Origin of the sequence: Hymenobacter polaris, assembly GCF_012927305.1 — a bacterium.
Classification (GTDB): domain Bacteria; phylum Bacteroidota; class Bacteroidia; order Cytophagales; family Hymenobacteraceae; genus Hymenobacter; species Hymenobacter polaris.
Window position 1 is genome coordinate 1,561,950 of record NZ_JABBGH010000001.1, and the last position, 12,426, is coordinate 1,574,375.

14 protein-coding genes are annotated in these 12,426 nt (G+C 60.4%); 12 read left to right on the plus strand and 2 right to left on the minus strand.

Translation table 11 applies throughout. The features are described 5' to 3' along the window. Position 1: 1 nt before the first annotated feature. The gene (locus HHL22_RS06625) at positions 2-1,150 is read left to right on the plus strand and encodes an FAD-dependent monooxygenase (RefSeq protein WP_169530145.1); all 1,149 of its coding nucleotides are present in this window, start codon (positions 2-4) and stop codon (positions 1,148-1,150) included. A 134-nt stretch (positions 1,151-1,284) separates the two neighbouring features. On the opposite strand, the gene HHL22_RS06630 is transcribed toward HHL22_RS06625, so the two are convergent. Continuing rightward, entirely contained in the window at positions 1,285-2,259 is a 975-nt protein-coding gene (locus HHL22_RS06630; protein WP_169530146.1) for an amidohydrolase family protein, read from the minus strand. A gap of 247 nt (positions 2,260-2,506) precedes the next feature. Between HHL22_RS06630 and pdxA the strand changes: the two genes are divergently transcribed. The 11 genes from pdxA to HHL22_RS06685 all read left to right on the plus strand — a co-directional run bounded on the left by pdxA (position 2,507) and on the right by HHL22_RS06685 (position 10,988). Beyond that, entirely contained in the window at positions 2,507-3,559 is a 1,053-nt protein-coding gene (gene pdxA / locus HHL22_RS06635; protein ID WP_169530147.1) for a 4-hydroxythreonine-4-phosphate dehydrogenase PdxA, read from the plus strand. Between the two features lie 134 nt (positions 3,560-3,693). Next, positions 3,694-4,233, plus strand: coding sequence for a YceD family protein (locus HHL22_RS06640; protein WP_169530148.1), 540 nt, complete (start codon positions 3,694-3,696; stop codon positions 4,231-4,233). 57 nt (positions 4,234-4,290) lie between these two features. Continuing rightward, the gene (gene rpmF, locus HHL22_RS06645) at positions 4,291-4,524 is read left to right on the plus strand and encodes a 50S ribosomal protein L32 (protein ID WP_169530149.1); all 234 of its coding nucleotides are present in this window, start codon (positions 4,291-4,293) and stop codon (positions 4,522-4,524) included. A 122-nt stretch (positions 4,525-4,646) separates the two neighbouring features. Then, entirely contained in the window at positions 4,647-5,588 is a 942-nt protein-coding gene (plsX, locus tag HHL22_RS06650; protein WP_169530150.1) for a phosphate acyltransferase PlsX, read from the plus strand. A gap of 60 nt (positions 5,589-5,648) precedes the next feature. Then, positions 5,649-6,641: a beta-ketoacyl-ACP synthase III gene (locus HHL22_RS06655; RefSeq protein ID WP_169530151.1), complete on the plus strand. Its 993-nt coding sequence runs from the start codon at positions 5,649-5,651 to the stop codon at positions 6,639-6,641. A 100-nt stretch (positions 6,642-6,741) separates the two neighbouring features. Next, a complete protein-coding gene (gene efp / locus HHL22_RS06660) occupies positions 6,742-7,305 on the plus strand; it encodes an elongation factor P (protein ID WP_169530152.1) in 564 nt (187 codons plus the stop codon). A gap of 144 nt (positions 7,306-7,449) precedes the next feature. After that, positions 7,450-7,947 carry an acetyl-CoA carboxylase biotin carboxyl carrier protein gene (gene accB, locus HHL22_RS06665; protein ID WP_169530995.1) on the plus strand — a complete coding sequence of 166 codons (498 nt, stop codon included), beginning with the start codon at positions 7,450-7,452 and terminating at the stop codon, positions 7,945-7,947. A gap of 173 nt (positions 7,948-8,120) precedes the next feature. Further along, complete coding sequence (gene accC, locus HHL22_RS06670) at positions 8,121-9,464, plus strand: acetyl-CoA carboxylase biotin carboxylase subunit (RefSeq protein ID WP_169530153.1); 1,344 nt, start codon at positions 8,121-8,123, stop codon at positions 9,462-9,464. A 16-nt stretch (positions 9,465-9,480) separates the two neighbouring features. After that, positions 9,481-10,014, plus strand: coding sequence for a hypothetical protein (locus HHL22_RS06675; protein WP_169530154.1), 534 nt, complete (start codon positions 9,481-9,483; stop codon positions 10,012-10,014). A 9-nt stretch (positions 10,015-10,023) separates the two neighbouring features. Beyond that, a complete protein-coding gene (locus HHL22_RS06680) occupies positions 10,024-10,638 on the plus strand; it encodes a Uma2 family endonuclease (protein WP_169530155.1) in 615 nt (204 codons plus the stop codon). 5 nt (positions 10,639-10,643) lie between these two features. Beyond that, positions 10,644-10,988, plus strand: a complete 345-nt coding sequence (locus HHL22_RS06685) for a hypothetical protein (protein ID WP_169530156.1) — start codon at positions 10,644-10,646, stop codon at positions 10,986-10,988. Between the two features lie 52 nt (positions 10,989-11,040). Here HHL22_RS06685 and ffh read toward each other — a convergent pair whose 3' ends face one another. Beyond that, complete coding sequence (gene ffh / locus HHL22_RS06690) at positions 11,041-12,411, minus strand: signal recognition particle protein (protein WP_169530157.1); 1,371 nt, start codon at positions 12,409-12,411, stop codon at positions 11,041-11,043. Positions 12,412-12,426: the final 15 nt, after the last annotated feature.

A 12,426-nucleotide genomic window follows, 5' to 3' on the forward strand; every position in this document is an offset into this window, starting at 1 on the left:
TATGGCTTCTTTTCTTGTCATCGGCGCCGGCATTGGGGGCTTGGCCACGGCGCACGCGCTGCTGGGTCTGGGCCACGCGGTGCGGGTGTACGAGGCCGCCACTGAGCTGCGCGAGATTGGCGCGGGCGTGGTGCTGGGAGCCAATGCCATGCGGGCGCTGGCGGCCCTAGGGCTACACGACGCCGTGCAACCCACCGGCGCGGTGCTCACCAGCGTGCGCCTGTTCAGCGAGCGCGGGCGGGTGCTCAACCAGGCCGATACCCGTGCCTTTACTGAGCGCCTGGGCTACGACAATCTGGCCGTGCACCGCGCCGACTTGCAGCGGGCGCTGCTACAGGCGCTGCCGCCCGGCACCGTGCACCTGGGGCACCGCCTAGCCCACTTCCAGCAGACCAGCACCCAGGTAACCGCCCACTTCGAAAACGGCGCGCACGCCACCGCCGACGCTCTTATCGCGGCCGATGGCATCCGCTCGCCGGTGCGGCGGCAGCTGCTGCCGGCCAGCCAGCCGCGCTACGCCGGCTACACCTGCTGGCGGGCCGTGGTCGATGCCAGCACCCTCGGGCTGCCCGCCGATGGCACGTCCGAAACCTGGGGCCGCGCCGGCCGCTTCGGGCTGGTACCAGTGGCGCAAGGGCAGCTCTACTGGTTTGCCTGCATCAATAGCCCTAAGGCCAATAATCCGGTGTATAAAGCCTACACGGTGGCCGATTTGCGGCGGCACTTCGCCAGCTTCCACGCGCCCATTCCGGCGGTGCTGGCCCTCACCCGCGAGGCCGATTTGCTGTGGGGCGACATCCTCGACCTGGCCCCGCTGCGCCGCTTCGACTACGGCCGGGTGCTGCTGCTAGGCGACGCCGCCCACGCCACCACCCCCAACCTGGGCCAGGGCGCCGGCATGGCTGTGGAAGACGCCTACGTGCTGCAACGCTGCCTGGCAGCAAGCGGCCCTAACCTGCCGGCCGCCTTCGCCGTCTTCGACCAGCAGCGCCGGCCCCGCACCCGGCGCATCATCCAGCAGTCGCGCTTACTGGGGGCGGTGGCGCAATTCACGCCGCCCTGGCTGGTGCCCCTGCGCGATGCCACCATGGCCACCGTGCCCGACTGGATAACCCGTCAGCAAATTGCCTGGCTGTACCAGGAGTTATAGTGGCAGTAGCGTTCAAAGCTAAAAAAGAACGTCATGCTGAGCGCAGTCGAAGCATCTCTACCACGCCGCCTAGGGGGTCGTTCGGGAGAGATGCTTCGGCTGCGCTCAGCATGACGTTCCTACTTATTGCTATCTCACCGCTGCGTCAGCCGCTCCCAGTTGCCATGGGCGAACAGCTCCTTCTGCTCGGCCGGCAGGGGCGCTTCGTCCAGGAAGCGGCGGGCTTGGTGGCCGGGCCGGTACTGGTAAGGGTAGTCGGTGGAGAACAGCAAGCGCTCGGGGCCCACAATATCTAGGGCGCGCTGCAGGTAGGTCGGGCTCCACATGCCGCTGGCTGTCACGTACAGGTTGCGTTGGAAATATTCGGTAATGGGTCGCTGCAGCGTGGCCACCCGCCCTAGGTTCTGTAGTCGCTCCAAATAAAACAGCACCACCTCGCCCCAGTGGCCCAGGATGATTTGCAGCTCCGGGTGCTCATCAAACACACCAGCCAGCACCAGGCGCACGAACTGGATGCCTGCCTCGTAGTGCCAGCCCAGCCCAAACGCGGAGAACGCGGCATCGACCGTCTCGCTAAACCCGCTGTACAGCGCCTCGCGCACGGCCTGCTGCGGCACCTGCGGGTGAATGAACACCGGCACCCCTAGGGCCGCCGCCTGCGCGAACAGGGGCCGGTAGTCGGGGTGGTCCAGGTTTTTGTCGCGGGTACGGCCGCACACCATCGCCCCCTTGAAGCCCAGCTCCGTGACGCAGCGCGCCAGCTCGGGCGCCACCTCGGCGGGCGCCGGCATGGGCAGCGTAGCAAAGCCTTGGAAGCGAGCGGGGTACTGGGCCACGGTGGCGGTCAGCAGGTCGTTGGTTTGGCGGGCCAGGGCCACGCTCTCGGCCGGCTCCAGGTTGTGCAGCGCGGGGGTCGTCACGGACAGCACCTGCACGTCCACGCCGGCCTCGTCCATCAGGGCCAGGCGCTGCGGGCCCAGCTCGTCGAGGCGGGCTTCTATCTCGCCCCGGTCGAAGCTGGCGGTGCCTTCCTGGCCAATGGCCGACGCCGCCCAGGCGGCCCGGATGGCCGGGGTCAGAAAATGTTCTTCGATGGCGATGAGTTTCATACTGGCAGGTAATACGTGCGGATGCGTTACGGGTCGGGGCTGGCCCGTAATTGCACTAACGTTTACCGGGAGCAGATACTTTACGCCGCGCTTCGGCACCCTTCGCCAGGCCTGCGGCACAAGGCGCCAGCTGGCCCGGGGCCGCCACCCACGCGGGGCCGGCCCCAGCAGCTAGTACTTTTGAGCTTGCTACACCGCCCGGCCGCGCCCTAGCCTCTGCGCGCGGCCCTAGGCCCCTCCCCCATCCATGAGCCACCCAAGCCCCAAGCCCCACCTGCCCCGCCTCGGCTTTTCGGTGGGCGACCTCGCCGGTATTGGCCCCGAGATTATCTACAAAACCCTGCGCGACGAGCGCCTGCTCGGCCAGTGCACGCCCGTAGTGTATGGCGATGCCACCACGCTCTTCGCCGACTTTCCGGTGGAGAAAAACGCCGAGCCGCTCACCTTCCGGCAGCTGCGCGACGCGGCCGACATCGCCCCCGGCCGCCTCAACGCCGTCACGTGCTGGGACGAGGACTTCCACCTCACGCCCGGTCAGCCTTCGGCCGCCAGCGGCCAGGCCGCCCGCGAAAGCCTGCTGGCCGCCGCCCGCGACCTCAAGGCTGGCCTGCTCGACGCCATCGTGACGGCGCCCATCAGCAAGGAAAACACGCAGAGCGACGACTTCCGCTTCCCCGGCCACACTGAGTTTTTGGCCAGCTACTTTGGGGCGGCCGACAACCTCATGTTTTTAGTGGATGAGGGCCTGCCGCTGCGCGTGGCCACCGCCACCGGCCACCTGGCCCTGAAGGACGTGCCCACCAAGCTCACGGCCGACCTACTGCGCACCAAAATCCGCTTGCTGCTCAAGTCCTTGCAGCAAGATTTTAACATCCTCAAGCCCAAGGTGGCCGTGCTGGGCCTCAACCCCCACGCCGGCGAGGGCGGGCTACTAGGCCGCGAGGAAGGCGACGTAGTAACACCCGTCATCCGGCAGTTCGAGCACGACGGGCACCTCGTGTTCGGCCCTTACCCGGCCGATGGCTACTTCGGCACCGGCCAGTTCCGGCAGTTCGACGCCACCCTCTCGCTCTACCACGACCAGGGCCTGATTCCGTTCAAGCTCATGGCCTTCGAGCAGGGCGTCAACTTCACGGCCGGCCTCTCGGTAGTGCGCACCTCGCCCGACCACGGCACGGCCTACGGCATTGCCGGCAAATTCGTGGCCGACCCCTCCTCGTTCCGCGCCGCCGTGTACTTGGCCTGCGACGTGGTGCGCGCCCGCCGCCTGGGCATGGCCGACCCGCGCTCGACGCGCTAGCCCTAGGGCTACCAGGGGCGAGGCGAGCAACACGCACTTTTTAAAAACTAGCTGGCCCTGAACTGTTAACCGCCTGCTGGCTTGATAAAGCCGCGAAAAACCCTTACCTTTGCCCCCCGTTTACTTGGCTAACTGTGAAGAAGGACCCGCAATTTGATTTGCCGATTGCCCGGCTATCGCTTAAAACGCACCACTTTGCGTTTGAGCTCGGCCGTGCTTTCTTCGAGCAGTTCGACCCCAAGGGCGAATTTATCGCCGACGGCAACCTGCACGCCGACGTAACGCTGGAGAAAACGGAGCGCCTGATTACCCTTGACTTTCACATCGTGGGCACCGTGCGCCTCACCTGCGACCGCAGCCTCGACGAGTACGACCAGCCCCTGGATATCACGCACCAGCTGCTGGTGCGCTACGGCGACGAGCCCAAGGAGCTGGATGACGACGTGCTGCAAGTAACCCCCGAAACGCTGACGCTCGATGTGGCCCAGCACCTGTACGACTACATTGGCCTGGCCCTGCCCATGAAGCGCCTGCATCCGCGCTTTCAGCACGAGGCCGATGAAGACCCCGAGGCCGAAACCAAGCTTATCTTCTCGACCCGGCCCAAGGGCGAAAGCCCCGATGATGACGAGCCGGCCGACCCTAGGTGGGCCGCCCTTAAAAACTTGAATTAGTGCCTCGCCTGCGCTAATTCATCATTCATAACTTATAACTCATAATTCCTCCAGACCATGGCTCATCCTAAGCGCCGGACCTCCACCGCCACCCGCGACAAGCGTCGCAGCCACCACAAGCTCACCCCTAAAGCCGTGACTATTTGCCCCAACACGGGCGAGCTGCACCTGCGCCACAAGGCCTACGTAGTGGATGGTGACCTGTACCATAATGGCCAGCTAGCCATCAAAAACTACGCCTCGGTAGCGGCCCCCGCCACTGCGGGCGACGCGGACTCGGACGAAGAATAGTCAAAAGCGTTGTTATTTCGCGGTGCCATCGGGCCGGGCTACTCCCCTCGCATGAGTAGTCCGGCCCGGTTTGGTTTCGCGCCCGGCGCTAATTTGGCTGTTTCTCTACTATTCCCGCGTTCATGAAAATTGCCCTCGACGCCATGGGCGGCGACTTTGCCCCTCAGGCGGCCGTGGCTGGCGCCGTGCTGGCCGCCCAGCAGCTGGCCGGCAAAGCCCAGGTTGTGCTCATTGGTACGGAAGAGGCCGTGCGGCCCCTTTTGCAGGAGTACGGGCCCGCGGCGGCCACCCTGGAGCTGGTACCCTCGACCCAGGTCATTGAAATGGGTGAGCACCCAGCCAAGGCCTTTCAGCAAAAGCCCGATAGCAGCATTGCCGTGGGCTACCGCTTGCTGCACAGCGGCACCGTCGAGGCCTTTTGCTCGGCTGGCAACACGGGGGCCATGCTGGTGGGCGCCATGTTTACGGTGAAAGCCGTGCCTGGCGTGCTGCGGCCCGCCATTGCCAACTTCGTGCCCAAGCTTGATGGTGGCATGGGTATTATGCTCGACGTGGGGGCCAACGCCGACTGCAAGCCCGAGATGCTGGAGCAGTTTGGCGAGCTAGGCTCACTCTACGCCCAGTACGTGCTCGGCATTGCTCGCCCTAAAGTGGGGTTGATGAGCCTAGGGGAGGAAGAGGGCAAAGGTTCGGCCGTGACGCAGGCGGCGCACCAATTGCTGAAAGTGAACCCCCACGTGCACTTCATTGGCAACCTGGAAGGCCGCGACCTGTTTAATGATAAGGCCGACGTGATAGTGTGCGACGGCTTTACGGGTAACGTGATTCTGAAAATGGCCGAGTCGATGTACGACATCATGGTGACGCGCCAGCTCGACGACGAATTTTTTGCCCGCGTAAACTACGAAACCATTGGCGGCTCGCCCATTTTGGGCATCAACGACAATGCTATCATTGGGCACGGGGTGAGCACGCCCAGGGCCATCTGCAACATGCTCATGCAGGGCTACCAGATGGCCTACGCCGGCATCGTAGACCAGATTAAAGACTCTTTTAAATCCTAGAGTGAAACGGCCGGGCCTAGGGCCGGGCTTTTTCGCGTTCGGGGCCGCACCTTTGCGTTCATGAAGATTACCGCCGCTATTACTGGAGTTGGAGGCTACGTGCCCGATTACGTGCTCACCAACCAGGAGCTGGAACAGCTGGTCGATACCAACGACGAATGGATTATGACGCGCACCGGTATTAAGGAGCGCCGCATTCTGAAGGGCAAAGACCAGGGCGCGTCGGTAATGGGCATTAAGGCGGTGAAGCAGCTGCTGGAAAAAACCAACACCGACCCCACTGAGGTAGACTTGCTGATTTGTGCCACCGTAACGCCCGATATGCTGTTTCCGGCCACGGCCAACATCATCTCCAACGGCGCGGGTATCACCAAAGCCTTTAGCTACGATATGAACGCGGCGTGCTCTAGCTTCCTGTACGCGCTAGCTACCGGGGCACAGTTCATTCAAAGCGGCCTGCACAAAAAAGTGGTGATAGTGGGCGCCGATAAGATGTCGGCCATCGTGGATTACAGCGACCGGGCCAATTGCATTCTGTTTGGCGACGGCGCGGCGGCCGTGCTACTCGAACCCAACACCGACGGCTACGGCGTGCTCGACCAGGTGCTGTGCACCGATGGCAGCGGCGAAGCCTACCTACACCAGAAAGCCGGCGGCAGCCGCCGCCCCCCCTCGGCCGAAACGCTTGCCAACCGCGAGCACTTTATCTACCAGGAAGGCGCAACGGTATTCAAGTTTGCGGTGAAAAGCATGGCCGACGTGGCTGCGCAAGTGATGGCCCGCCAGCACCTAAGCCACGACGACGTGGCCTGGCTGGTGCCTCACCAGGCCAACAAGCGCATCATCGACGCCACGGCCCACCGCATGGGCGTGGGGCCCGAGAAGGTGATGCTCAACATCCAGCGCTACGGCAATACCACCAGCGCCACCATCCCGCTGTGCCTCTGGGACTACGAGAAGCAGCTTCACAAGGGCGATAACCTCATCCTGGCGGCCTTCGGCGGTGGCTTCACCTGGGGCGCCATGCACGTAAAATGGGCGTATAATTCTTAATTATGAATTGAAAAATATGAGTTACGAATTGCGCTTGAGCAATATCTAATTCATTGGTTTCAATTCATAATTTCCAATTCATAATTCATAATTACTTACTATGGCCTCTACTGCCGACTTCCGCAACGGGCTAGTCCTTAACTACAACGGCGACCTGCACGTCATCACCGAATTTCAACACGTAAAGCCTGGCAAGGGCCCGGCTTTCGTGCGCACCAAGATGCGCAACATCAAAACGGGCCGCACCATTGATAACACCTTCAACGCTGGCGTGAAGGTGGAAACGGCTCGCGTGGAGCAGCGGCCGCACCAGTTCCTGTACAAGGACGACTACGGCTACACCTTCATGAATAAGGACGACTTCGAGCAGGTGGTGCTGCCCGAGGTCATGGTACCCTTCGCCGACCTGATGAAAGAAGGCCAGGATGTGAGCATCCTCTTCCACGCCGAAACCGAGCAGCCCCTTACGGCCGAGTTGCCCGCCACTGTCGACTTGGTGGTGACGTACACCGAGCCGGGCCTGCGCGGCGACACCGCCACCAACACGCTCAAGCCGGCCACCGTCGAAACCGGCGCCCGCATTCAGGTGCCGCTGTTCGTAGACACCGACACCAAAATTCGTATCAAAACCAGCGACTACAGCTACGTAGAGCGCGTGAAGTAGCGTTTTTTTGAGCTGTTAGTTTTTGGCTACTAGCTATCAGCTTTCGGCCAATAGATTTTTCCGCGAAAAACTAACAGCCAAGAGCCAACAGCTAGAAAAATGCCCAAAGACCCTGCTAAAAACCCGCCCAAGAAAGACGCTCCCATGAAAGCCAAAGAACTACAGGAGCTGCTCGACTTTATTGCTAAGTCGGGCCTCAATAAGGTGCACATTGAAACGGAAGAGTTTACGATTTCAGTGCAGCGTGAGCCTAACGTGAAGCAAATCGTGAGTGCCAGCGCCGCGCCACTAGCTGCGCCAGCCCCCAGCGCTCTGCCGCCCATTCAGCCGGTGCTGCCGCCCGTGGCGCCCATGCCCACGGCCGCCGAGGCAGCTGCGGCCACCGCCCCGGCCGCCAGCGCCGCCAACTACTCGCCGCTGAAGTCGCCCATGATTGGCACCTTCTACCGCAGCAGCGGGCCCGATACGCCGGCCTTCGTGCAAGTGGGCGACATGGTGGAAAAAGGGCAGGTCATCTGCATTATTGAGGCCATGAAGCTCTTCAACGAGATTGAAGCTGAGCAAGCTGGCCGCATCGTGAAAGTGCTGGTGGAGAATGCTACCCCGGTGGAGTACGACCAGCCCCTGTTCCTGATTGAGTAGTTTCTACCCTAACCAGCTGTTATCCTGAGCACCGCGCAGGACCTTTGCCCCCAGCCGGCCGTCAGGACTAATCATCCATGCGGGCGGCCTAGGGGGCAAAGGTCCTTCGCAGTGCTCAGGATAACAATTTTATAGCAACTTTGCTGGCTAGCTTGCCCCTGCCCCACCCCCTTATGTTCAATAAAATCCTGATTGCTAACCGGGGCGAAATCGCGCTCCGCGTTATCCGTACCTGCCGCGAAATGGGCATCAAAACGGTAGCCGTGTACTCGACCGCCGATAAGGAGAGCCTGCACGTGCGCTTTGCTGATGAGGCCGTGTGCATTGGCCCGCCCCCGAGCCGCCAGAGCTACCTCAACATTCCAACCCTGATTGCGGCAGCCGAGATTACCAACGCCGACGCCATCCACCCCGGCTACGGCTTCCTGAGTGAAAACGCCGAATTTTCGCGCATCTGCCAGGAAAACGGCATCAAGTTCATCGGCGCCTCGCCCGACATGATTAACCGCATGGGCGACAAGGCGTCGGCCAAGGCCACCATGATTGCGGCCGGCGTGCCGGTGGTACCGGGCTCCGATGGCTTGCTGCAGTCGGTGGAGCAGGGCAAGAAAGTGGCCGCCAAAATCAAATATCCCGTTATTCTGAAGGCTACGGCCGGCGGCGGCGGGCGCGGCATGCGCATCATCAACGCCGAGGACGAGTTTCAGCACGCCTGGGACAGCGCCCGCACCGAAGCCGCCGCCGCCTTTGGCAACGACGGGATGTACCTGGAAAAGTACGTGGAGGAACCCCGCCACATCGAGATTCAAATCTGTGGCGACCAGTACGGCCACGTCTGCCACCTTTCGGAGCGCGACTGCAGCATTCAGCGCCGCCACCAGAAGCTGGTAGAGGAAGCCCCTAGCCCCTTTATGACCGACGACCTGCGCGAGCGCATGGGTGCGGCGGCCATCGCGGGGGCCGCGGCCATTGGTTACGAGGGCGTGGGCACCATCGAGTTTTTGGTGGATAAGAACCGCGATTTCTACTTCATGGAGATGAACACCCGCATTCAGGTGGAACACCCCGTGACCGAGGAAATCATCAACTACGACTTGATTAAGGAGCAGATAAAAGTAGCGGCGGGCATCCCTATTTCGGGCCGCAACTACCTGCCCACCGGCCACGCCATGGAGTGCCGCATCAATGCGGAGGACCCTAGGGCCGGTTTTCGCCCCGCACCCGGCCGCATCACCACGCTGCACATTCCCGGCGGCCACGGCGTGCGCGTCGATACCCACGTGTACGCCGGCTACCAGATTCCGCCGAACTACGACTCCATGATTGCCAAGCTCATCACTGTGGCCCAGACCCGCGAGGAGTGCATCGTGAAAATGAAGCGCGCCCTGAGCGAGTTCGTGGTCGAAGGCGTAAAAACTACCATCCCTTTTCACTTAGCGCTGATGGACAGCGAGGATTTCAAGGCGGGAAATTTCACGACCAAGTTTCTGGAGTCGTTTGATTTTTCGGTGGTGTAAGTTACTAGCTTACTAAATGGCTAATTCTCTGGACTTGTTTTCAGAAAGAATAGGCTTACTTGGAGCCGCAGCATTTATCGTCACTTGGATAACTGTTGCGGCTCATGGTCTTTCTGGAAGTGAAAGTCTTCCCTGGAAAAGGGCCTCTTTCAAATGGGGAGCGTGTCTATTTATTCTCCTAACAACAGCATCTTTGATTAGCGGAAATATTCTAAAGTCGAGAGCACGTCGTGAAATTCTGCTGCTTACCAGAAGCCCAAAGTTGCAGAAAATAGTCTTATATAATTCTGATTGCAGAATTATTGCGACCAACTATTTAAGTGCATCTCTTAGTAAATTAGATTACGACTCACCAAGTGGAAGCCGATTTTTGGGTAAAAAATATAGTATTGCCATTATTAACAATGATACTGTCGCACGACTTCGGCTTGTACAGAACAACTATGACACAACAATTTATCAGGTTTTTTATTTAAAATATATTACCACAACCAGCAACAATATAGGACTGATGAAAATTGAATCGTCAGTAACACAAAAGTGTCAGTAATATAATTTCATGTCCGCCGCCCAACCCACTCCCCGCCTTTACACCGCCGAGGAATATTTCGCCCTAGAAGAGCAATCCGACCTGCGGCACGAGTATTACCACGGCGAGGTATTTCCGCTGGATGGGCCAACGGCGATGGCGGGTGCCACGTTTGCCCACAATACACTTAAGCAAAACTGTGTGATGGCGTTGCGGCAGGGGCTGCGGGGCAGCGGCTGCCGGGTTTTCGACGAAAACGTGCGCCTGGGGATGGAGCAGGACAAGCAGTTCACGTACCCCGACGTGATGGTTACCTGCCACCCCGACGACCGGCGCGAAACCCGTATGGCCCGCCACCCTATTCTAGTTATCGAAGTGCTTCCGGCCAGCACTGAGGCGCACGACCGGGGCTGGAAGTTTCAGCAGTACCAACTGCTGCCCGACTTGCAGCAGTACGTAATGGTATCGCAAAATAAGGTGCTAGTGGAAAGCTACCTACGCGACTCGGAAAACGAGTGGAAGCTCACTTCGCTACGGCAGCTGACGGACGAGTTGGCACTACCCTCCGTGGGGCTGCGGGTGAGTTTAGCGGCTATTTATGAAGACGTGGAAATTAGTCTGCTACGGCTGGCGGGTTCATTTTAATGCTTATGCGCAGTTCACTGTTTTATGCGCTTGCGGGATTACTGGCTTCTGCCTGCTCCGCCCCCTGCACCGGCCACATCGAGGCTACCGTGCTTTATTTCAAGCAGGCCCCTAGGGGGCAGTTCGTGTATGCCAACGTGCTGAACAAGCCTGACCTAGGCACCCAGCAAACCTTGACGCGCGAGGACAAGGAATACGGCACGTTTCCGCACGTTATTATTATCGAAGACCCGGAAATGAAATACCGCGGGCAGCGCACGGTATGCTTTGACGAGTTCAGCAAGCAGCCCGCGCCAGCAGATATCGACTTGCGCGAAAAAGAAATTCCACGCCTCAAAATCACCAACTAAAAAACACCCGGTTACGAAACCGGGCGTTTTTTAGTTGCTAATACCCCTAGGCTTAGCGGCGGCCCATGCCGGGCATGGCGCCACCTTTCATGCCGCCCATCATTTTGGCCATTTGGGCCATGCCGCCTTTGGTTTGGCTCATCTTGTTCATTTGGCGCATCATCTTGCGCATATCCTCAAACTGCTTCATTAGGGCGTTTACCTGCTGAATATCAGTGCCGGAGCCAGCCGCGAGGCGGCGGCGGCGCGAGGCGTTGATGAGGTCGGGCTGCGAGCGCTCCTGCTTGGTCATGCTCTTGATGATGCTCTCGACGGGCTTGAAGGCGTCGTCGTCAATTTCAACGTCCTTCATCATCTTGGCGGCGCCGGGTATCATGCCCACCAGGTCCTTGAGGTTGCCCATCTTCTTGATTTGCTCGAGCTGCCCTAGGAAGTCGTTGAAGTCGAACTGGTTTTTGCGAATCTTGGCGTTGATGCGCTTGGCCTCGTCCTCGTCGAACTGCTGCTGGGCGCGCTCTACCAGCGAAATCACGTCGCCCATGCCCAGGATGCGCTGGGCCATGCGGTCGGGGTAGAAGAGGTCGAGGGCCTCCATCTTCTCGCCGGTCGAGATGAACTTGATGGGTTTCTCCACTACCGCCCGGATGCTGAGCGCCGCCCCGCCGCGGCTGTCGCCGTCGAGCTTGGTGAGCACCACGCCGTCGAAGTTGAGCCGGTCGTTGAAGGTCTTGGCGGTGTTCACGGCGTCCTGGCCGGTCATCGAGTCCACCACAAACAGGGTTTCCGAGGGGTTAATGGCCCGCTTCACCTGCTCAATCTCGCGCATCATCTGCTCGTCCACAGCCAAGCGGCCGGCGGTGTCGATGATGACGACCTTCTTGCCGTTCTTCTTGGCGTAGGCGATGCCGTTCTGCGAAATCTCGACCGGGTTCTTGTTCTCCGGCTCGCTGTACACCTCCACGCCAATCTGCTCCCCCAGGACCTTGAGCTGGTCGATGGCGGCGGGGCGGTACACGTCGCAGGCCACCAGCAGCGGGTTGCGGCCGCTTTTCTTGATGAAGGCGGCCAGCTTGCCGGCGAAGGTGGTTTTGCCCGAGCCCTGCAGGCCCGAGAGCAGCACCACCGCCGGGTCGCCCTTGATGACGATGTCTTGCTTCTCGCCGCCCATCAGCTCGGTCAGCTCGTCGTAGACGATTTTGACCATGAGCTGGCCCGGCGACACGGCCGTAAGCACCTCGCGGCCCATGGCCTCGTCCTTAATCTTGTCGGTTACCTCCTTGGCAACCTTGTAGTTGACGTCGGCATCCACTAGCGCCCGGCGGATTTCCTTAACGGTGCTGGCGACGTTGATTTCGGAGATGCTGCCCTGACCTTTGAGGGTTTTGATGGCCCGGTCGAGCTTGGTAGAGAGGTTATCAAACATAAATCGCAGATTTAA

Coding starts and splice junctions, on each gene's coding strand:
- HHL22_RS06625 (WP_169530145.1), top strand. CDS start 2: ATGGCTTCTTTTCTTGTCATCGGCGCCGGCATTGGGGGCTTGGCCACG.
- HHL22_RS06630 (WP_169530146.1), bottom strand. CDS start 2,259: ATGAAACTCATCGCCATCGAAGAACATTTTCTGACCCCGGCCATCCGG.
- pdxA (WP_169530147.1), top strand. CDS start 2,507: ATGAGCCACCCAAGCCCCAAGCCCCACCTGCCCCGCCTCGGCTTTTCG.
- rpmF (WP_169530149.1), top strand. CDS start 4,291: ATGGCTCATCCTAAGCGCCGGACCTCCACCGCCACCCGCGACAAGCGT.
- plsX (WP_169530150.1), top strand. CDS start 4,647: ATGAAAATTGCCCTCGACGCCATGGGCGGCGACTTTGCCCCTCAGGCG.
- HHL22_RS06655 (WP_169530151.1), top strand. CDS start 5,649: ATGAAGATTACCGCCGCTATTACTGGAGTTGGAGGCTACGTGCCCGAT.
- efp (WP_169530152.1), top strand. CDS start 6,742: ATGGCCTCTACTGCCGACTTCCGCAACGGGCTAGTCCTTAACTACAAC.
- accB (WP_169530995.1), top strand. CDS start 7,450: ATGAAAGCCAAAGAACTACAGGAGCTGCTCGACTTTATTGCTAAGTCG.
- accC (WP_169530153.1), top strand. CDS start 8,121: ATGTTCAATAAAATCCTGATTGCTAACCGGGGCGAAATCGCGCTCCGC.
- HHL22_RS06675 (WP_169530154.1), top strand. CDS start 9,481: ATGGCTAATTCTCTGGACTTGTTTTCAGAAAGAATAGGCTTACTTGGA.
- HHL22_RS06680 (WP_169530155.1), top strand. CDS start 10,024: ATGTCCGCCGCCCAACCCACTCCCCGCCTTTACACCGCCGAGGAATAT.
- HHL22_RS06685 (WP_169530156.1), top strand. CDS start 10,644: ATGCGCAGTTCACTGTTTTATGCGCTTGCGGGATTACTGGCTTCTGCC.
- ffh (WP_169530157.1), bottom strand. CDS start 12,411: ATGTTTGATAACCTCTCTACCAAGCTCGACCGGGCCATCAAAACCCTC.